15 protein-coding genes are annotated in these 20,856 nt (G+C 67.5%); 3 read left to right on the forward strand and 12 right to left on the reverse strand.

The genetic code is table 11. The features are described 5' to 3' along the window. Positions 1-648: 648 nt before the first annotated feature. The 9 genes from ACFWMR_RS27905 to ACFWMR_RS27945 all read right to left on the reverse strand — a co-directional run bounded on the left by ACFWMR_RS27905 (position 649) and on the right by ACFWMR_RS27945 (position 13,942). Positions 649-1,236: a TIGR03086 family metal-binding protein gene (locus ACFWMR_RS27905; RefSeq protein ID WP_378380496.1), complete on the reverse strand. Its 588-nt coding sequence runs from the start codon at positions 1,234-1,236 to the stop codon at positions 649-651. A gap of 7 nt (positions 1,237-1,243) precedes the next feature. Beyond that, positions 1,244-2,227, reverse strand: coding sequence for an alpha-ketoacid dehydrogenase subunit beta (locus ACFWMR_RS27910; protein ID WP_208635857.1), 984 nt, complete (start codon positions 2,225-2,227; stop codon positions 1,244-1,246). Beyond that, positions 2,224-3,162 carry a thiamine pyrophosphate-dependent dehydrogenase E1 component subunit alpha gene (locus ACFWMR_RS27915; protein ID WP_244199531.1) on the reverse strand — a complete coding sequence of 313 codons (939 nt, stop codon included), beginning with the start codon at positions 3,160-3,162 and terminating at the stop codon, positions 2,224-2,226. Before ACFWMR_RS27915 ends, ACFWMR_RS27910 begins: the two co-directional genes overlap by 4 nt. Positions 3,163-3,194: 32 nt before the next feature. After that, positions 3,195-8,027: an amino acid adenylation domain-containing protein gene (locus ACFWMR_RS27920; RefSeq protein ID WP_378380497.1), complete on the reverse strand. Its 4,833-nt coding sequence runs from the start codon at positions 8,025-8,027 to the stop codon at positions 3,195-3,197. Between the two features lie 11 nt (positions 8,028-8,038). Further along, entirely contained in the window at positions 8,039-10,024 is a 1,986-nt protein-coding gene (locus ACFWMR_RS27925; protein WP_378380498.1) for an amino acid adenylation domain-containing protein, read from the reverse strand. Beyond that, the gene (locus ACFWMR_RS27930) at positions 10,017-11,228 is read right to left on the reverse strand and encodes a cytochrome P450 (protein ID WP_093932163.1); all 1,212 of its coding nucleotides are present in this window, start codon (positions 11,226-11,228) and stop codon (positions 10,017-10,019) included. Before ACFWMR_RS27930 ends, ACFWMR_RS27925 begins: the two co-directional genes overlap by 8 nt. Beyond that, positions 11,225-12,373, reverse strand: coding sequence for an LLM class flavin-dependent oxidoreductase (locus ACFWMR_RS27935; protein WP_378380499.1), 1,149 nt, complete (start codon positions 12,371-12,373; stop codon positions 11,225-11,227). Before ACFWMR_RS27935 ends, ACFWMR_RS27930 begins: the two co-directional genes overlap by 4 nt. A 52-nt stretch (positions 12,374-12,425) precedes the next feature. After that, the gene (locus tag ACFWMR_RS27940) at positions 12,426-12,689 is read right to left on the reverse strand and encodes an acyl carrier protein (protein WP_093932165.1); all 264 of its coding nucleotides are present in this window, start codon (positions 12,687-12,689) and stop codon (positions 12,426-12,428) included. Between the two features lie 317 nt (positions 12,690-13,006). Continuing rightward, on the reverse strand, positions 13,007-13,942 hold the full coding sequence (locus ACFWMR_RS27945) for a ParB/RepB/Spo0J family partition protein (protein ID WP_378380500.1): 936 nt from the start codon (positions 13,940-13,942) through the stop codon (positions 13,007-13,009). A gap of 627 nt (positions 13,943-14,569) precedes the next feature. On the opposite strand from ACFWMR_RS27945, the gene ACFWMR_RS27950 reads away from it, so the two are divergent. Genes ACFWMR_RS27950 through ACFWMR_RS27960 form a run of 3 tightly spaced genes read left to right on the forward strand, consistent with a single transcriptional unit; the run spans position 14,570 to position 16,427 of the window. After that, a complete protein-coding gene (locus ACFWMR_RS27950; RefSeq protein ID WP_378380501.1) occupies positions 14,570-15,466 on the forward strand; it encodes a hypothetical protein in 897 nt (298 codons plus the stop codon). Continuing rightward, a complete protein-coding gene (locus ACFWMR_RS27955; protein ID WP_378380502.1) occupies positions 15,463-16,197 on the forward strand; it encodes a hypothetical protein in 735 nt (244 codons plus the stop codon). The genes ACFWMR_RS27950 and ACFWMR_RS27955 overlap by 4 nt, the downstream gene beginning before the upstream one ends. Positions 16,198-16,220: 23 nt before the next feature. Further along, positions 16,221-16,427 (forward strand): hypothetical protein, encoded by a 207-nt coding sequence (locus ACFWMR_RS27960; protein WP_378380503.1) that lies wholly within the window; start codon positions 16,221-16,223, stop codon positions 16,425-16,427. 70 nt (positions 16,428-16,497) lie between these two features. Here ACFWMR_RS27960 and ACFWMR_RS27965 read toward each other — a convergent pair whose 3' ends face one another. From ACFWMR_RS27965 to ACFWMR_RS27975, 3 genes are all read right to left on the reverse strand, one after another. After that, on the reverse strand, positions 16,498-18,057 hold the full coding sequence (locus tag ACFWMR_RS27965) for an alpha/beta hydrolase (protein ID WP_378380504.1): 1,560 nt from the start codon (positions 18,055-18,057) through the stop codon (positions 16,498-16,500). Between the two features lie 154 nt (positions 18,058-18,211). Continuing rightward, the gene (locus ACFWMR_RS27970; RefSeq protein WP_378380505.1) at positions 18,212-19,513 is read right to left on the reverse strand and encodes a hypothetical protein; all 1,302 of its coding nucleotides are present in this window, start codon (positions 19,511-19,513) and stop codon (positions 18,212-18,214) included. After that, positions 19,510-20,676 (reverse strand): OmpA family protein, encoded by a 1,167-nt coding sequence (locus tag ACFWMR_RS27975; protein ID WP_378380506.1) that lies wholly within the window; start codon positions 20,674-20,676, stop codon positions 19,510-19,512. The genes ACFWMR_RS27970 and ACFWMR_RS27975 overlap by 4 nt, the downstream gene beginning before the upstream one ends. Between the last annotated feature and the right edge of the window lie 180 nt (positions 20,677-20,856).

Below are 20,856 nucleotides of genomic sequence, written 5' to 3' on the forward strand. Positions count from 1 at the left end.
CGTCATCGTACGATGGGTTTAAGAGAACGGCTCAAGGAAGCGGGACTTCCTTGTATTGGGCCTTCGCGAACCGTCTGGCTCGCCGCCCGTCGCACCCAGGAGCGTTCTCGGCGTGGTCCCGGGGCAAGTCCGTGAAGGGGCCCTTCACGGACCCTGGGTCCCTCAAGGAGTCCTTCACGGACCACCGAATCGCCTCAGGAACCTCAGTCGCCACAGTGATCTCATTCGTCCCGCCAGGCGCACGTGAGGGGACCTTCGCGACGGTCCAAGTACATGAAGGGGTCCTTCACGGAGCTAGGCGCAAGGAAGGGGGCCTTCATGTACTTGGGTGGGTCGTGAAGGCCTCCTTGCCTACTTTGAGGGTAGGAAAGGAGGCCTTCACGGACAGCCCGGGTCGCATCTAGAGGACTAAATGCGTTCTCGGCGTGGTCCCGGGGCAAGTCCGTGAAGGGGCCCTTCACGGACCCTGGGTCCCTCAAGGAGTCCTTCACGGACCATCGAATCGCCTCAGGAACCTCAGTCGCCACAGTGATCTCACGCGTCACACCCAGGCGCGCGTGAGGGGGCCTTCGCGACGGTTCAAGTACATGAAGGGGTCCTTCACGGAGCTAGGCGCAAGGATGGGGGCCTTCATGTACTTGGGACCGCCTAGGCCGAGCGGCCGAGAAAAGCCAGGAACCGGGTCTGCTGGTCCGCGCCCGGCTCGGGCTTCACCTTGGGCCCGAAGGTGCCCGGCGTCCGGCTGATGATCAGCCGCGCGAGGGAGAACGACGGCTTGACGATGTCGGGCTCCATCCGTACCTCGATACCGAGCGCGGAGCCCACGTCCCACGTGTGGACCAAGGTGTCGAATGTCAGCAGCGCCAGGTAGTCCGTGACAGTCGCATCAGGACGGTTGGCCGCGTACCACGCCGGGGCGGGCCGGTCGAGGACGTCGCCGGTGAGGAGAGCCGCCGCCCCTTCGCGCGTCTCGCGCCATGCGACCACCGGGTCATCGCCGGCCAGTTCGCCGGGTTTCTCGGAGCCCGCCGGCCCGTTCAGCACCGTGTACTCCCGACCTGCCAGATGGTGACGCAGGACTTCAAGGCTCCAGATGACGTGACCCGCCACGTCACGCACCGTCCAGTATTCGCACGCCGACGCCGCGTCCCACCGCTCCGGTGACACCGCGGCGAGCACGGCCTCGAAGCCGTCTTGTGTCCGCTGGTAGCGGTCCAAGGTCTCGTTGGTTTCCATGGGTTCCTTACTTCAACGTCGCTTTGATGGCGTCCGTCAGCTGTTCGGCACCCGGCACCAGGGCCGTGTCGAGAGCGAGGGCGTACGGGATGACGGTGCCGTCGGGACGGCAAACCCGCCTTGGCGGCGCCACCAGGTCGAACTCCTCGGCCGCCGTCGCGATGATCTCCGCCCCCAGCCCGCACATGCGGTTCGAGTCGTCGATCACGACCAGGCGCCCGGTCTTGTTCACCGATTCGCGGAGACAGTCCCAGTCGAAGGGGTAGACCGTCCTCGGGTCGACGACCTCGATGTCGGCCCGGTCGCTGAGACTTTCGGCGACCTCCAGCGCCACGCCGACGTGCTGGCCCACCGCCACCACCGTCAGGTCGTTGCCCTCGCGGACGACGTTCGCCTCTCCCAGCGGGACGATCTCTTCTTCGCCCGCGTACGCCACATCCGTCGCGCCCAGCAAGGCCGAAGGCGCGAAGAAGGCCACGGGGTCGGGATCCTGGATCGCCGACCGCAGCAGTCCGTACGCGTCCGCGGGCAGCCCCGGGACCACCGTCTTGATCCCCGCGTGGGCGAGCAGGCTGTACGGGTTGTCCGAATGCTGGCCCGCCCAGCCGAACCTCGACCCCGAACCCGAGATGAGATAGGTGACGGGGATCTGAACCTGCCCACCGGTCATCAAGGAGAACTTGTGGGCCTGGTTCACGATCTGCTCGAAGACCAGGTAGATCAGCGAAGAGATCTGGTATTCGATCACGGGCTTCTTGCCGGCCATCGCCGCGCCGGTCCCGAAACTGGTGAAGGCCTGTTCCGACAGGGGCGTGTCCAGCACCCGCTCCGGGCCGAAGCTGTCCAGCAGCCCCGAGGTGACGCCGCTCGCGCCGACACCGACGTCCTCGCCGAGCAGGAAGACGTCTTCGTCCGCCTTCATTTCGGCGTGCAGGGCGAGGTTCATCGCGTGCATGTAACCGAAGTTCTCCGGTGAAGGCAGCCCGCTCACAGGATCACCCCCGGCCGGACAGCGGCGGTTCCCGCATACAGGTACATGAGTGCGTCCTCCGGCTCGGGCGACGCGGCGTTCGTCGCGAACTCGACCGCCTCGTCGATGGTTTCCTTGACAGCCGCGTCGATCTCGGCGACGACGTCGGCACCCAATCGCGCGCCCAGCAACGGAATCGGGTCCCGCTCGCGCCACTGCGCCACTTCGTCGCGGTCGCGGAACTCGACACCCAGCAGTTCGAGCACGGAGTGGTGCCCGAAGAACCGGTAGGTCCGGCATTCCAGGAACGCCGGGCCCCGGCCCGCGCGACAGCCTTCGATCAGTTCCGCCGCGGCGCCCGCCACGGCCTCGACGTCCATGCCGTCGACCGTGCGCGCGACCATCCCGAAGCCTTCGGCGCGCCGTGCCGCGCCGCCCGCGAGCCCCGATTCGAGCTTGAGGCTGGTCGCGTACATGTTGTTCTCGCAGACGAAAAGGACCGGCAGGGACCAGATCGAGGCCAGGTTGAAGGCCTCCAGCAGCACACCCTGGCTCATCGCGCCGTCGCCGAAGAAGCTGACGACGACTTCCGAGTTCCCTCGCGCCTTGGCGGCCCAAGCCGCGCCGGAGGCGATCGCGCCACCGGCCCCGACGATCCCGTTGGCGCCCAGGATGCCGAGCTTCATGTCCGCCGCGTGCATCGATCCGCCGCGGCCCTTGTTGAACCCTTCGAGGGTGCCGAGGAGTTCGGCCAGCAGACGGCGCGGGTCCGCGCCCTTCGCCAGCACGTGGCCGTGCCCCCGGTGGGTGCTGGTGATGAAGTCCCGGTCCGTCAGGTTCGAGCAGATGCCGACGGCGACGGCTTCCTGCCCGATGTACGGGTGGATCCCGCCGTTGATCTCGCCGTCGATCGCCATCGCCAGACAGCGTTCTTCGAACTCCCGGATCAGTTTCATGGACCGGTACAGGTCCCTCTGACGTTCACGGCTCATTTCCGCAGCAGCCCTTCGTGTTCGGCGGTGGGACGGGACCGGACGAGCATTCTGTCGACGTACCGGAGCAGGGCGCCGTCGTCGGGGCTCGGCACGACGATCGGGGTGAACTCGCTGCTCGGCAGGCCGTCGCCGGAAGTGTCCGAAGTGGACTCGAAGAGCAGCTTCAGGATCGCGTGCTCCTCGGGGGAGTACGCGTCGAGCGACGCGAGCCACTCGGCCACCGGCAGAGTGGTGAGCTCCGTCCCGGCGCTGCGCACGAGCCGCACCAGATGCGTGAGCCGGACCGGCCTGCTGCTCGCCAGCACGAACCGGCTGCCGTCCGGCTGCCGCTCGGTGCCGAGCCGGGCGAGCGCGCCCGCCGTCTCGTCGACCGCGATCCACGGTTCCTCGATCTCGGTGTCGGGCGCGGAGCCGAGTTCGAGGATGACCCGCAGCACCCGCAGCATGATGTCCCGCGTGTTCCCCTGTCCGGTGCGCGAATCCCCGACGATCCGGGGCAGCCGGTAGATCGCGGCGGGCAGTCCGCGTTCGTACGCGGTGGTGATCAGTCGCTCGGCGTGCGACTTGGTCTCCGCGTACCCGCTGCGGGAACCGTTCTCCTCACCGGCGGAAATGGTCGACACGAACTGCACCCGCTTGAGCCGGGTGGTGGCCGCCAGCCGGATGAGCTCGGCCGTGCCGCCCACGTTGGCGTCCGCCAACTGGTCGTAGCTGGAGAGCGCGTCGACCCAGGCGCCGTTGTGGCAGATCAAGTCGATCTCGCCCGCGAGCCGCTCGAAAGCCGCACTGGTGAGCCCGAGGCCCGGTGCCGCGAGATCACCGACCACTACCGTGATCCGTTCGTGGTCGACCTCGTGGGACAGGCCGTAGCGGTCGAGGTTCTCGCGCAGCCGCCGCCATCCCGCGTCTTCGTCCGCCGCCCGGACGAGGCAGTGCACGCGGCCGCCGGTCCGGGCCAGCAACTCGCGGACCAGGTACGCGCCGACGAAGCCGGTGGCACCGGTGAGCAGGACGTCGGAGATCCCGCCGGAATCCCGAGGTGGCAACGGATCCGGGAGGACGTCGCGCAGCATCGCCTCGGGATCGAACGAGCGGACGCCGGTCGTCCGCCGCTCGCCGTTGATCTCTTCCGCCAGCTTCGCGATCGTGGGACGTTCGAACAAGGTCCGCAAAGGCAGCTCGATCTGGAGTGTCTCCCCGATCCGGACGGCCAGTTGGGCGGCCTTCAGCGAATGCCCGCCGACGTCGAAGAAGCTCTCGTCCCTGCCGACGGTGTCCCGGTCGAGCACCTGGGCCCAGATCGCGGCCAAGGCCTCCTCGGTCGGGTTCCGAGGTGGGGCGGGTTCGTCCACACGGGATTCTTCGGGTTCCGGAAGCGCCTGGGTGTCCAGCTTTCCGTTGATGGTCAACGGAAGTTCGGGGAGGGACACGAAGGCCGCGGGAACCATGTACTCGGGCAGCTCGCGTCGCAGGCGGGCACGCAGAGAGGTCTCGTCGAGAACACCCGAGACCTTGAGGTAGGCGACAAGGCTCTTCTGCCCGGACGAGTCTTCGCGGACGACGACGGCGGCCTGCGAAATGTCCTCAGTGGACAGAAGGGTCGTCTCGATCTCCCGGGGTTCGATGCGGAAACCCCGGATCTTGACCTGGTCGTCGACGCGTCCGAGGTACTCGATGTCGCCCTGGGTGTTGTGACGGACGATGTCCCCGGTCCGGTACAGCCGGTCGCTGGTGGTGTCGAAGCGGTTGGGGACGAACTGTTCCTCGGTGAGCCCCGGTTGCTTTCGATAGCCTCGCGCGACACCGGCCCCGGCGACGTGCAGTTCCCCCGGCACTCCAGTCGGGGCGAGCCTGCCCTGCTCGTCGAGGACGTACACGCGGGTGTTGCCGAGCGGGCGGCCGATGGGGACACCGGTGAGCCCGGCCGGAACCGGGACCGGGATGGGGTGGCAGGTCGCGAACGTGGTGCATTCGGTGGGCCCGTAGCCGTTGAAGAACCGAGTACCCGGTAGAGCGTCGACGGCGCGCCGGACATGGGTGACGGACAGCGCTTCGCCGCCGACGAGCAGCTTGCGGAGTCCGGTCAGCGCCGTGACGTCCTCGTCGACGATGTGGTTGAACAACGACGACGTCAGCCAGGCCGTGCCGATGCCGTGCCGGGTGATCGCGTTCGCCAGCGGCCGGGCCGTGAGGACCCGCTCGGTGGAGATCACGCAGGTGGCGCCGGTCAGGAGGGCGCCCCAGATCTCGAAAGTGGCGGCGTCGAAGGAGATCGCCGAGGCGTGCAGCACCACTTCGTCCGGGCCGAGGATGCCTTCCGGCAGCCCGGTGACGAGCCGGACGATCGACCGGTGCTCGATCTCGACGCCCTTGGGACGTCCGGTCGAGCCCGAGGTGTAGATGACGTAGGCCAGATCCCGCGGCCCCATCCTGGGTTCGAGCGCGGTCGACGGTTCCTCGTCGAGGGTGGGATCGCCGGTCAGATCGGTGGTGATGACCAGTTTGGCCCCGGCGTCGGCTAGCAGGAGCCGTTGGCGCTCCTCGGGGTACTCGGGATCGATCGGCAGGTACGCGGCGCCGGTCTTGAGGATCGCGAGCAAAGCGGTGATCACGCCGGCCGAACGCGGCAGGCACACCCCGATGACGGCGCCGGGACCGGCGCCCAGCGAGCGCAACCGGTGCGCGAGCCGGTTGGACCGGATGTCGAGTTCCGCGTACGTCAGGGCGTCCTCGCCGCAGACCAGGGCTGTCGCTCGCGGACGACGGCGGACCTGTTCGGCGAACAGCGCGGGCACCGTCGCCGGGGAAGGCAACGTCGTGGTCGTGTCGTTCCAGTCTTCCGTCAGCATCCGGATTTCCGGGTCGCTCATCATCGGCAACGCGGACAGTGACCGCTCCGCGTCGGCCGCGACGGACGCGAGCAGGTGCCGGAGGTGCCCGGTGAACCGTTCGATCGTGACCCGGTCGAACAAGGCGGCGTTGTAGTCGATCCGCGCTTCCACCACGCCGTCGCGGTCCGACACCAGGCATTCGAGGTCGAGCGGTTCCGCTTCCGTGCCGGACGGCGGAACCTCCGGCAGCGGCACGTCCACCAGCCGGAAGGCGACCTGGGTGAGGGGGTTGCGGCTGAAGTCCCGGCGGGGCACCAGTTCCTCGACGAGCCGTTCGAAGGGGACGTCCTGGTTCGCGTACGCGCCGAGCGTCGTCTCCCGCACGCGGCCCAGCAGTTCCGGGAAGGTGGGGTCGCCGGACAGATCGGTGCGCAGCACCAGCGTCTTGGCGTCGAACCCGATCGGCCCTTCCGGGCGGGTGGTGGGCGTTCCGACCAGCACGTCGGTGGTGCGCGCGTAGCGGGACAGGACCACGTCGAAGGTCGCCAGCAGCGTCGTGAACAGGGAGACGCCGTGGCGTTCGCTCACACCGCGGAGGTCGTCGGCGACACCGGGATCCACGGTGAAGGACAGCGAATCGCCGCGGTAGGACGCCATCGGCGGGCGGGCGCGGTCCGTGGCCAGCTCCAGCGCGGCGGGGGCGTCGTCGAGCTGCTTCCGCCAGTAGTCGACCTGCCCGCGCAGGGCTTCGAAGATCGGCTCGTCGGGGTGCTGGAGCGTGTGCTCGACGAGCCGGACGAGACGGCCGACGAGCCGGGTGGCGGTGGAGCGGTCGAAGAGGCTGGACCGGAAGACCAGCGAGCCGTGCAGTTTGCCGTCCTGGACGTGGGTGACGAGCTCCAGATCGAACCGGGTGGCCACGCCCGCCCACGGCACGCTGGAGATCTCGCTTTCGCCGGAAGGCGGGATCTCTCCATTGTGGACGACCACGACGTCGAAGATCGCGTTGCGCCCGGCGTCCCGTTCGGGCCGGACCTCCGCGACCACCTGGTCGAACGGCGCCTGCTGATGCGCGTAGGCGTCGACCATCTTCGTGCGGGCCACCTTCAGCAGCTCGCGGAACGTCATCGACGGGGTGATGTGCGCGCGCAGCACCACGGTGTTCACGAAGAAGCCGAGGACGTCGGCGAACCGGCGGTCGTCGCGACCGGCCAGCACCGTGCCGATCGTGATGTCCTCCTGTCCTGAATGGAGGGACAACAGCGCCTGGAACACCGCGGCCACCGCGCTGGAGAGCGCGCACCGGTTCCGCAGGGCGAACGCGGAGAAGGCCTTGGTGAGCTCGGCGGGGAGCTCGAAATCGACGTGGTCGCCCGCGAAACCGGGATTGCCCGAACGAGGCCTGTCCGTCGGCAGCCGCAGCGGCTGGAAACCGTCGAGCTCCCGCCGCCAGTAGCCGAGGTGGTCCGCCACGGAGCCGGTGCCGGCGCGCTGCGCCGCGACGAACTCCTCGTAGGTCACATCGAGCGCCGCGGGCGTCTCCGACCGGTACAGCGTGACGACGTCCTCGGTCACGATCTGGATGGACCGGCCGTCGGTGATGATGTGGTGGTTCACCAGGCACAGCACCGCCGAACCGTCGGCGCATTCGACGACCATCGCGCGGATGGGCGGCGCGGCCGCGAGATCGAACGGTTCGCTGACCAGGTCGGCCGTGTGCTTCTGCCACTCGTGCTCGCCGGGGCCCGCGGTCCGCCGCGCCACCGGGATCCGGAAGTCCGGCGCCGGCACGGCGGTGGGGGTGCCCGATCCGTCCACGACGAACCGCCACCGGAGCACCGGGTGACGCTCGACGAGCGCGCCGAGCGCCCGGTCGAGGGCCTCGAAGTCGACGCCGTCGTGGAACCGGAAGACGATCGGAATGTTGTACGCGGCGCTGGTCCGGTCGAGTTGCTGCACCAGCCAGAGCCGCTCCTGCCCGAGCGACAACCTCATCGATTTCTCCTTCATCCGGCGTTCGCTCGTCGGGCGGCGGCCTCGCGGTCCGTCGCGGCTTCGATCAGGGCCTTTTCGTCGGCTTTCCCGTTGCGGGTGAGCGGGATTTCGTCGACGACCACCCACAGGGCGGGTATCGCGTAGCTCGGGAGCTGCTGTGCCAGGAACGCCCGCAGGGAACGGGGTTCCGTGTCCTCGCCGGGGTTCACCACGATGGCCGCCACGAGCTGGGGGCTTTGGCCCGGTTGCCTGGCGACCACGATCACGGCGTCGCGGATGCCGGGGTGACGGGCGAGGATGGCGCCGATCTCCTCGGTTTCGATGCGATGGCCGTCGAGTTTGATCTGCTTGTCCGCGCGGCCGAGGAAGAGCACGTCGCCGTTCGGGTCGAGCCGGACCAGATCGCCGGTGCGATACAGGCGTTCGTCCACGTCCGGCGAGAAGTGGCCGAACCGTTCGTTCGTTTCGGCCTCGTCGTCGAGATAGCCGTCGGCCAGCCCCGATCCGGACGTGTACAGCTCACCGATCGCACCCGGCGGGACGAGCCGGGCGTTCCGGTCGAGCACGAAGACCTTGGTGCCCGCGATCGGCTTGCCGATGGGGAGCGGACCGGTGATCTCCGTGCTGTCCCGCACGGTGTGCGTGGTGGTGAACGTGGTGTTCTCGGTGGGCCCGTAGCCGTTCGTGATCACCAGCCCGGGGTAGGACCCGAGCACCCGCGCCGCCGCGTCGTGGGGGACGACCTCACCGCCGCTCAGGAGCCAGCGGAGCCCGGCGAGCGTCTGCGGCCGGGACTTGACGACCAGCCGGAACAGGCTGGCGGTCAGCCAGGCGACCGAGATCTTCCGCTCGGTGAAGAACTTTTCGAGCTTCCTCACCGACGGGAGCCGTCCGGGGAAGGCCTCCAGCGTCCCGCCGTTGAGCAACGTCACCCAGATCTCGTACGTCGACGCGTCGAACGCCAGCGGCGCCATCCGCAGCACGTGGTCACCGGGACGCGTGCGGAGTTCCGTCGTCCGCGCGAGCCGCGTCACCGCGCGATGCGGGACGACGACACCCTTCGGTTCACCGGTGGATCCGGAGGTGAACGCGACGTACGCGGTCCTTTGTGGATCGTCGTGGCCGGGAGACGGCGGCTCCGCGTCCGCGTCGATTTCTTCCCCGGGGAGCCAGGAATCGACACGGGTGAGGTCACTCAAGGCGGGATGGCCCGCCGCGGCGGCGTCGACCACGGCGGCCGCGGGGGCCAGCTTGCCGATGATCCTCGCCAACCGGGCTTCGGGCGCGTCGTCGTCGAATCCCGCGTAGGCGGCGCCCGCCCGGATGATCCCGAGCAGCGCCACGATCTCGCCGACGGACCTCCGGGTCGCGACGAGCACCGTGTCACCGGGCCGCACCCCGGCACGCCGCAGCACCTCGGCGTACCGATCGGCGGCCGAGGCGAGCTGCCCGTAGGTCAGCTCGGCGCCCGCGTCACGGACCGCGACCTCCCTCGGGCGGAGCCGCGCCTGCTCCAGGAACAGGGTTTCGATGTCGGCGTCAGGGGTGTCTTCGCCTGCCAGCGCGTCGAGGATCCGGCGGCGTTCCGGCGCGATGCAGCGCACGTCTTCGAGGAGACCGTCGAAGGAGAGCAGCTCGTCCACCGCCGTGGCGACGTCGGCGACGAACCCGTGCGCGGCGTCCGGCACCTCGGTGACGAAGCGGACCTCCCCGGACCGCAGATCCTTGTGAAGGGAGGACAGCACGAGATCCACCGGCCCGTCTTCGACGACGCCGATCGGATGGACCGACTCCAGGAAGCCGCCGACGAGCGCCCGGTCGTCGACCCGGACCCGGATCACCCTGCCCGCGACCGAGATCGCGGCCTCGTCCGCCGCGGTCCACCGGCACAGCGTGACCGCGAAGGCGGCCAGCACCAGCTTCGCGCGGTTGTATTCGGAGGTCTCGGCCGCGAGCCCGGTCTTCAGGTCGTAGGGGGCCGTGAGTGCGTCATGCATCGGCCTTGCGCTCCAGCCGGACGTGAAGGTGGTCGGGGCGCCGGAAGATGTGGCCCCGCTCCCGCAGCCGCCAGAAACCCTGCCGGATGCCGTCGAGCGAACCGCCGAGCCGGACGCCGCCGAACCGGTGCGACAACCGCTCGAACAGCGTGTCGAACTCCGCCAGGGCCAGCTGGATGCCCAAGCAGGTGTGCGGGCCCGCCGAGAACGCCAGCAGCCGCTGGTCGGTGCGGTCCGGGCGCCAGCTGTCCGGGTCCTCGAACGCGTTCTCGTCGCGGCTGGCGCTGCCCAGGGACAGCAGCAGCGCGGACCGGCGCGGGATGTCCACCCCGTGCAGGTTCAGGTCGGTGGTCGCGTACCTGAGGATGGTGTGGCTCGGCGGTTCCCACCGCAGCGTCTCGCGGACGACCTGGGTCCGGTAGTCCTTGTCCGCCAGCGTCGACAGCTCGACGTCGTGCGCCAGGACGGCGTACATGATCTTTCCGATGGTGGCGACGCTCGTCTCGGTGCCGGCCAACAGGAACAGCGTGGCCGTGCCCAGCATGGACTCGTCGACCGGTTCGCCCGGCGGGAAGACGAGGTCGAGGAACGGCATCCGGTCGCCGTCGGCGCGGGCGGCGAGCTTGTCCTTCAGGTACTCGATCAGCTCCGCCTTGGCCGTGAGCGCCGAGTCCAGCGAGGTCGCCGGGAACTCGATCGCGCCCGCCAGCGGGAGGACCCGGGGACGCAGCCACGCCGCGTCCTCCGGCGGCAGGCCGAACAGCCGGGTGACCATCGCGTAGGGCACCCCGACCGCGACCCGCTCCATGAACTCGACGTCGACCTCGTCCCGGGACCCCATCTCGGCCTCGATCGAGTCGAGCACCTGGTCCACCGCGGGGACGAGGATCTCGGTGCGCAGCCGTTTCACCGAACCGCCCGCGAACAGCGGCATGAACAGCTTGCGCAGATCACGGTGCCGCGGGCCGTCGGTGTCGAGCAGCGTCCGGCCGAACAACCGGCGGCTGCTGCGCATCGGGAACCCGCTGCCGACCTGCCGATCCGACAGCAGCTCCTGGACGTCCTCGAACCGCGTGATCAGAAAGGCGTTGAAGGCCGACGACCAGTGCACGGGGTCGGATCGCCGGAGTTCCTTGTAGATGTTCCAGGGGTCGGCGAGGAATTCGTCCGAACTGAAGTCGAGACTTACCTTCGTGGGACTCATTTGTCGCCTCCGTTGCCGACCAGTTCGGTCCGGGACTTCAATTGGCGGGCGGCTTCTTCGGAAGTGAGCCGGATGGACTCCGCAGTGCCCTCGAACCCGCCGACGAGGGTGGGCACGATCTCGTGCGCGATCGTCGTCAGCTGATCGAGGGTCGCCCGGTGCGAGACCCACCGGGGGACGAAGAAGTTCAGCGAGACCGGGTCGCCGACACGATCCATCAGGTCGCGGATCCGCTCGGCGCAGGTCGCGGCGTCCCCGACGATGAACCCGCCCGTGTCGACGAGGTTCTGCAGGGTCTTGCGGTGCGCGACCGGGGAGTCCGGGATGGGCATGCCCAGGGTGTTCCGGTACAGGCCGCGGCGCAGCGCGGAGAAACCCTCCAGCAGTTCTTCGACACCGGCGGCGGGGGAGTCGGCGACGTGGACGAAGACGTTGCACCGGATCCGGGTGCCGCCCGCGGATTTGTTCCGATAGGACTCGACCCGCTCGATCATCGCGCCGACCGGATCCGGGTCCATCCCGGGCCGGATGGAACCCCACGGCGGTGCCACGTGGACGGTCGGGGTCGTCGCGGTGTCCGTCAGGAGTTCGATACCGGCCGGGCTCAGCGAAGACGCGACAACGGTTTCGATGGCGCCAGGGCCCCTGAGCGGCTGGAGCTGAAGCACGGCCTTCTTCACGGTGAACCACGGAGTCGTGGTGTTGACCGTCTCGCCGTTGAGGAGCGCTTGCACCGTGCCCAGCGCGGCGCGGAAATGATCGCGGACCGAGGCCGGATCCACCCCGATCATCTCCATGTCGTGCACGTAGGTGCCCGTTCCGACGCCCAGGATCGCCCGGCCAGCGCTGAGGTGATCGAGCAGCACGATCCGCTCCGCGACATGCAGGGGGTGGTGATAGGGCAGCGGGATCACGCCGGTGGCGAACCGGATGCGGCGGGTTTCCCGCGCCAGCGCCGCCATCAGCATTTCCGGGGAGCTGAGCGTGCTCCAGCCGCTGGAGTGGTGCTCGCCGAGCCAGATCTCGTCGAAACCCAGGTCGTCGGCGACGCCGCACACTTCGATGTCGCGGTGCAGCGACGCGTGGGGGCTGACCGAGGGGTCGTGGAACGGGGGCAGGAAGAGGCCGAATGCCTTGGTGTCCATGGTGATCCCTTGTCTGTGGAGGAATTCGCTGTCGGCGGACGACGGTGCCGGCTCAGGCCGAGGGCACCTGTTCCAGCAGGTAGTCGCAGAACTTGTCCACAGTGGTCAGATCCTCGTTCTCTTCGAGGTCGATGAACACGTCGAGCTTCGTTTCGATCTTCTCGATGAGCGCCAGGTACTCGATCGAGCTCATGCCCGTCTCGGGAAACTCGGTGTCCGCCTCGATGGTCTGGTTTTCCAGAACGCCGCCTGCGACTTCGGACAGGAGGGAGAAGATCTGCTGACGTAGTTCCGCCCGCGCGTCTACCGCGTTCATGTTTCCCCTTTGATCGAATCTGCGCCGGATGAGGGCATGCAGACGAGTCCGGAATAGTGTTTTCACTGCGGGTGAGGTCGGCGAAAAGTGGATCAGCGGTTTCCGGTGATTCCTGCCGACGTGCCCCAGATGCCCGTCAGTGCGGGCGAGTTCGCACTATTCTGACCCGAGCCGCCTACGGTTCGCAACAGTCCGCGTCACCGGTTTTTCCGAATTCCTCGGCCGTTCGCGGCACAGGGAACGCGCACAAAAGAAGGGGACTTTCCTCATGCGGAAAGTCCCCTTCAGGTCAAGAGATCCGGTGGTGCCCGGTCGGTTCAGCGACGGCGCTTCTGCAGCAGTTCCACGAACTGCCGCCAATCCTCCGCTCGCGCCTTGGCGAGTTCGGAGATCAACTCCAGCCGGTGTTCGGGGATGTTCCTGGCGACCTGATCCCACTGATCACGGTCGTTCAGATGCCCGTCCAGCAACCGAACCAGGGTCCGTCCCGATTCGGTGTAGCGGATGGTGGGGTCGGAGCGGAGCCGTTCCACCGCCGCTTGGTTGTCGGCGATCTGCGCGCTCGCGAGGTCGACGGCGTCGGCCTGCCGGGGGCGCGGCCTCGTCACCGTGCGTGCCGGTTCCTCGCGGCGGCGATGCCGGTGCCGGACGTCGTGCGCGGTCGCGACGGAAACGCCCGCACCGCGCGCGATTTCGCGGATCGAGGCGGTGGGGTTGCTCGCGATCAATTCGTGGGCGCGCCGCCTGCCCTGGGCCGGATCCAGCGCGCGGACGCGTCCGTCGCGGCCGATGTGGGCGTTCGGCTGGGGAACTTCCCCAGTCGAACGGCGTACCTTGCCGACCGTCTTGTGGGACAGGCCGGTGACCGCGGCGATGGCGCGATCGGACCACTGGGGGCGGACTTCGAGGATCCGGCGGGCGGCGGTCTTGCGGTCGGCGAGGGAGAGCGGCAGGCCGTGGGTGATGTTCGACTTCACCGCGAGGATGAAGGCGGCCTGATCGTCCCCGTCGAAGAACCGCGCGTCGATCGCGACGGCGTTCTTCAGTTTGGCCGCCTGGAGCCGGTGCAGCCCGTCGATCACCCGCATCGTGGGACGGTGCACCAGGATCGGCGGCAGCGGGGCGTCCGTTTCGGCGAGCATCCGGGCGTGGGCGAGATCGACTCCCGCCGCCCTCGGGGAGTCTTCGGCGCACAGCGTGTCGAGCGGTACCTCGACGACCTCGCCCAACGGAGGATCCGAGCCGGCCGCCACCCAGTCACTTTCCCGTCTGGCCACGGGTATCTGTGCGCCGTCCGCCTGTTTTTCCTTGTGCCAGTTCAACATCTTCTAGCCCCCAGAGCACTTCGGATCATGTCAAACCTTTTCCACTATTCAATCCAGTGTGTGAACTTGTCAAGTTCGGCGACTTGCAATCGGGTGCTCCCGCTCGCTGGGGTGTTCGACTGCCGACTCGGTGAACTCGAATACCGTCACCGTTCGGGTCACGGCGGTGTCCAAGGGCTCTTCTTGACGGGACTGAGCTCTCCGGGCAGCCTGGTCGAGGAGCTACCGCGCGCCGGGATCGCAGGCTGGAGGATGATGACGGCAGGGTGAACACGATGTTGTCCATCCGCGGTAAAGAGCGGTAAAAGAGCGCCGCGTGAAATCGGTGTGAAACCACGTTTCGGACCCGGCGATTAATCGGCATCGAGCACCGCAATTCTTCGGGCTCGGAAAAATCTCCTTTTGCGCCCCTTCGGCCTTGCGCGACTCGGCCGGTCGGGTCAAACCCGGCTGCTCCGCCTGAGCGCGCGGGCGCCCTCCCCGGTGTAACGGCCCAGGCTCGACCGTCGACTGTCAGCAGGATCGACGACGGTGGTGCCGGGTCTGGGAGGGCGTGTGGCTGGTAGGAAACCCGCGAACCGTCGCAAGAAGACGTCGAAGTCGCGGCAAACCGGGCTGGGCAAGGTCATGAAGAGCCCGGCGGCCGCCGTCGCGAGTCTGGCGGTCGCGGGCGCGAGCCTGGCCGTGGCGGTGACCGGCCCGGCTCCCGACCTCTTCAAGAGCGAGACCAAACCCGCCAGCCTCACCATGGAGCCGATCAACAAACGCGGCGTCACCGAATACGTCCTGCCGCTGGACGCGCGCTTCGAGGAGATGCCGGCGGGGGTCAACGGCTATTGCTCGGAGCCAGTGATCGAGTGGCTTCGCAAGACCGGCAAGGAGGTTCCCCCGTATCAGCGGGTTTCCCTCAGGAACACCGCGCAGGACGGCGCGATGCTCGCGGTCAGCAACGTGCGGGCCGCGGACCTGCGCAAGTACGATCCCCAGCCGGTCATCCGGTTCGTGTGTCCCGACGGCGGCAACGCGGACACGGCGGTCCTCCACCTGAAACTCGATCAAGATCCGCAGGCCCAACAGGTGGACAACGACTCCCACGGCACGAAGCCGTTCGCCTTCAACCTGGCGCCCGGCGAACAAGGGAACGTCGAACTGCATCTGCTCGGCGACCTCGGGCACAGCTACTCGGGCCGGATCGTGGCCGACGTCGCCACCGGTGCTCAGGTGGAGACCGTTTCCCTGCCACTCAACGGAAACCGCGACGGCTTCGACCGGGTGAGCGCCGGGAAGTTCGCGCGCCTCGCGGTTTCGCCGAGTATGCGCCCGGGATCCTTTTCGTGCTCGACGTCGCCACCGGGCACGGTGATCGACGAATCGTCCTCCAACTCCGGCCTGAGCGAATGCTCTCCCGGCGACATCCGGGCGCTGGTCGCGGAGATCGCGAAGACGCCATGAACGTTCGAGCGCTGTGGATCGTCGTGATCGTGGTCCTGCTCGCGGCGGCGGGGATCTTCGTGTTCCGGTCGCTGAGCGGTGAGGAACCGGCAGCGATCGGGACCGCCGCGCCGCCCGCCACCTCCGCGCCGCCCAGTTCCGTCGGTGCGGACTTCGTCGACCCGCGACCACAAACCCCGACGACGGTGGTAAACGTCGTGGGCGTGACCGCCTCGGGTGACCCGGCCCCGGGCTTCACCGTCACAGAAGATTCGGGCGATCTCGAGATCACCGGCTGTTTCGCTTCGCGCGCTTCCGTGTCACCGGGGGTGGTCAGTTGCGGCTCGACCGCCGCGGGCGCGGATGTCTGCTGGACCACCCCGAATCGCGCCACTCTGCTCTGCGGGACCACACCGTGGGAAAAGTCGCTCAGGCGGATGAAGACCTCGGAGAAGGTCGGCACCATCGCCGCGGAGGCGGAACCCTTGCCGTGGGGACTGGAGCTGGCCACCGGCGCGCGGTGCCGGCTCCGCAACGGCGGATCATGGCCAGGACGCGCGGACGACTACGTCGGCTACTACGACTGTGGCAGCGAGTCGTTCTACGTAGTGGGAAAACAGGACGACGGACCCGTCCAGCGGTCGGGCCCCGTGTGGACCGCGCTGGTCGGAGGCCTCAGCGGCGACAACGCCGAGTTCCCTCCGCCGACTAAGATCAGGATCGTCACCGCGTACTTCGCCGCGCGGGCCTGACCCCGGTGGAGGTGTGCTCCGTGATGAAGCGATTCGCGGAGACCCTGGGTGTGCTGGCGATCATCTGGGGCACCTTTTTCGCGACGACTTTGCCGTTCGGCGTCAGCGACCTTTATTTCTCTCTCGTTTTCGCCACCGTCTTGACCGTGGTCACGGTGATCATCGCCGGGATGGGCAAGCTGGTGAAACGGGCCGCGGAAGGGTGGAAGAGGAGCAGGCGGAGACGCTGACACGGAAGCCGCGGGCGGTCCTCGCGAGGCCGACCCGCCCCGGCGAGAAGCCGGGACGGGCCGGCGGGTGTCACGAGTGCTGCGAAACGACGGCAGGCCGCGCGGCCGCCGAGGTTCCCGCCGTCGGCACCGGCAGCGGATGCGGCGCGATGTCGAGATCACCGTTCGGGAGCAGGCCGTCGACGAGGTATTCCTTGCCGATCCGCTGCGCCTCCCGGTTGACCATCGCCGGATGGCCGCCGAACACGCAGTGGGTGCCCGCGCCGCGTTCGGTCACCAGCACCGAACTGGGCAGTCGCTCGTGCATCGCGACCGTGTTCGCGTACGGCGTCGCGGAGTCTCCCTCGACGCCGAAGACCAGGATCGGCGGCAGGTTCTTCCCCGACGGCACGATCCGCTGGTCATGCACCGGCCAGTTGGCGCACGCGGACGGGATCGACACGTTGTACCAGGCGAAATCGCTGGTCTTGGCCAGCTCGCCGAAGTCGCGTTCGATCTTCGTCCGGTCCGTGGGCGCGTCGGAGTCGACGCAGGCGATCGAGATCATGCCCGCGATGAAGCTCTCGCCCGCCGCTCCACCCGACGGTGTCGCCCAGTCCAGCACGGCGCGATCGTCACCGCGCAGGACGTAGTCGGCCATCGCCTTCGCGAGGGGCTCCCAGTAGAGCTCGTGCGAGAGATTGGCGATGTAGACGTCCAACAGCTCCACCGCGCCGACGTTCTTCAACGGCCCGCGCGGCGCCTTCCGGAAGTCGCCGAGCAGCTTCTGCCAGGCCGCGTTCACCTCGGCGTGGGTCTTGCCGAGGTGGAACACGTTGTCGTACTGGGCGATCCAGCTCAGGTAGGCGTGTTCGCGGGCCACTCCGGCGGTGACCTGACCGGTCGAGTTCCCGTACCACATCTGCGGTTCCACCGGGTTCATCGAGCTGTCGAGGACCATCCGGTCGATCCGGTCCGGATACCGCTCGGCGTACGCGCTGCCGAGGTAGGTGCCGTAGGAATAACCCAGGTAGCTGATCTTCTCCTCGCCGAGCAGCGTGCGGACGCGGTCCATGTCCTGGATGACGTTGCGGCTGCCGGTGGACTTCAGCTGGTCGCCGTTCTTCTCCGCGCACGAGCGGGCGAACGCCTTCCAGCGCTCCCAGCTCTTGTCCCGCTCCTCGGGCCGGTCGGGGTCGGGTTGAAGCTGACGCCAGTAGTCCTCGCCGACACAGCTGAGCGGCCGGCTGTGGCCGGTGCCGCGGGAATCGAGGCCGACGATGTCGTAGGCCTCGAGCACTTCCTTGGGCAGCCGGGTGTACCCGGTCGCGTCCGGAAGGGACAACTTGCCCGCCTGCATCACCGCCGAACCCGCCGGGCCGCCGGGATTGACGAACAGCACGCCCCGTCGCTTCGCCGGGTCGGTACTGGTGTGTTTCGAGACGAGCACGTCCATCCGCGCGCCGAACGGCCGCGAATAGTCGAGCGGGACGTTGACCGTCGCGCATTTCAGTGCCGGGTACGCCTGAGCGACATCCGCCGGGCAAGCCCCGAAGTCGAGCTGCGAAGCGGCATGCGCCGGTGCACTGACGGCCGCCGCGGTGCTCATCGTGAGCAGCGCGGACAGACCGATGGTGAGGAATTTCCTCATTCGAACCCCCAGTTCGATCGGACCTGGGGGACTGTAGCGACAAGTCCGACGCGCCGTCCGGACATTCGCGAAGATCGCCCCTGGGATCCTCCGGCCTCCCCAGGATCACGGCGCACTTTCGATTGTGGCTGATGCTCTCCGTAGTGCAAGGCAGTCAGGTTGCCGGCTTCATTCTGCTCAATGCATCGTTCAGGACGTTCGAAGGAGGCCTGAAGAAGTCGCCCAGTTCGGTGCGGCCCGCCGACTCGTCCGGCTCGGCCGCGATGTGGCCTGCCGCGCCATGCATGCTCCGGGCCATATATATGACCTTCTGGGCGCCATTGGCGGCTGGAGTGTCCTCCAGAGCGACCTCGTCACGGATGCCTTCGGCCTCCCTCTGGCAGTTCGCCGCCTCGGCTTCGCTCTTGGCGGCGTTGTCGGTGTACGTCGAGCTCTGTGAATCAAGATCCTGAACCATCTTGGTCAAGGCGTCGATCGTGCGAGTCTCCACGGAACCGGACCTCATTTCATCGATCACCACGAGCCACGGGGCGACGATGGCCGCGGCGGCGACGAGCAGCCCGAGCACCCAGCCGAGCAACGGCTGGTGGATCTTTTCCGCTTCCTCGACCACGCGGGTGAGAATCGAGAATCCGCTGAGGACGCTGACCACGCCGAGACTGACCATCTTGGCTTTCAGCATCAGTCGGGGCGCCGGGAACTCACCGTTCGTTGCGGTGAGAGCCTGCTGCTGTTCACCTTGTTCTCCTTCGTCTTGCCCAGGATCGTCCCGCTGAGGGGTGTCCAGCTCGTTCGTGGTGACTCTCGACTGCCACACCTGGTGGCCTGTCGAGTGCGCGAGCTGGCCGAGCACCAGTGCTGCGATGGCCGAGAACCCGCCTGTGATCGCGAGGTCCTTGAGCTCCGGAGCGCTGAGGTCGACGTTGAAGACCGTGCTGAAGACGGAGAACAGAGCGATGATGTCCACCCCGAGCAGACCGTAGGCCGTCGCCCTACGAACCTTTGACGGCGAGTCGAGATGTCGGGTACCACCACGCTCGATGTCCGCCTTCACCTTGGCTCGCTGTTCGGCGAGAAGACTGCGTGCCTCGGCCAGGGGGAGCGGTGGGATCACGATCGAGTTCGTCCGTGTCGGTGGAGTGCACAGGCGGTCGTGCAGCTCTGTGGCCAGGCGCCGTTCGCGCTTCGCGGCATCGAGCGCGGCCTGCTGCCGCTTGTGTAACAGGTTGATCTTTCGCAGTGCTTGTTTGGCTTGCTTTCTGCTCATTTCGATAGCGCGGTTGCCCGCAGTTCTTTCCCCGTTCGTCAGCGAGTTCGGGTCCCGCTCGATCTGGTTCTGCCGAAACGCCTCGCGGACAAGGAACATGATCCAGTACGCCTGGATCGGGTGACGGATCCAGAACCACAGGCTCAACCGTGGGAGTTGGTTCATCTTGACGTTCAATGTCATGTTCATTTGGTCACCGGTCCGGTCAATGTGAGTACGACAACTCTGTTTCGCTCGGCAGCGCCAGGGATCAACTGATTTGCGCTATCGAGATCAGGCTCGATCGGGGCGTCATAGCCGACGCCTGTGACACCAGTGAAGGCGGAGCGCGTTACACCTAGCGCAACCAGTTCGCCGACGACTCGTTCAGCCCGAGCTTTCGACAGTTCGATTGCCGTGTCACGCGGTCCGTGGGTCGCGGTGTGCCCGACAGCGGTCGCTCGTGTTTCACGTGCGAATCTCGTTGCTATCTCCCGCAGCACGGTCTTCGCTCCGGGTACGAGTACATCCGTGTCCGGCTCGAAGAGAACCGAACTGGGAACGGACACGATCTCGGTCGGTGGCGCTCCGCCTTCTCGGCTCGGGACCACGGTGGTTACGTCGCCGAATGCGACGACCGGCACGGCGGCGGTGGCGACCGGCGCCGTCGAAGTCGTCTGCTCGCCGTCGATGGAGCAGGTTTTCGCGTGAAAATTGGTGCACACGTCCATCCACAGCTTTTCGAGCGCCCGCCGACGAGCCTCGGGTAGCTGACGCTGCGGGCCGGCTACTTGCCCGAGGCCCGAAAAGACAACGTCCTTGCCGCTGAGGTCCGGCAATGAGTCCGGCGGCAGGCTTCGGATCACGCGATCGATGTCGAAGTCCAAACTGGACTTGGTGAGATCGAGCTGCCCGATGGTCTGGAGACCGCTGCTGTGCACCACCACAAGACCAGGTCCAGGTGCTCGGCCCATGGTCGCCAACACCTCGAACGGGTCGAGTTGCCCGCCGTTGGAGGCCAGTCTGGCGAGCAATGCCTCAACACGTTTGCTGTTGCTGTCGAAGCCTTCTTTTCGAAGCTTCTTGTCGTTCTCCCGCTTCTGGTCCGGCCTGCGGACCGTGAAGTCCTCGTCGAAGACGGTGGAGACCTGTCTGCCGTCTGCGTGATAGATGACTAGTCGGACCTCGCCGCTGTCCACAGCCTCTTCCAGGCGCTTCACGATGGTGCGCGTGAGCTTGACCGCTGGCTCGTTGGAGGTGGCGGTGACGCCGATGCGTACCGTCGTGGCAGCGCCCGTTCCGCCTCCGCATGCGACAACGGAAAACACGAGCGCGGCTGCGATCAGAAGGTGTACGAAGCGGCGTTGATTCATGCCCCAAAAGGCGTATGGACATTGCTCAGCGTTACATTGTTCATCCTTATGGCCGACAGGTAGCGCGTGACACAGGCGACTTCCGCGCAAGGTGAAAATCGCAGTGCTCCATTCGGGTTCCCGACTGCCCTGCTCGAACGCGGATAGAGTGTGAACGTGCTGTGGTTCTTCGAGTTCTGG

This window comes from Amycolatopsis thailandensis, assembly GCF_042723255.1.
Classification (GTDB): Bacteria; Actinomycetota; Actinomycetes; order Mycobacteriales; family Pseudonocardiaceae; genus Amycolatopsis; species Amycolatopsis thailandensis.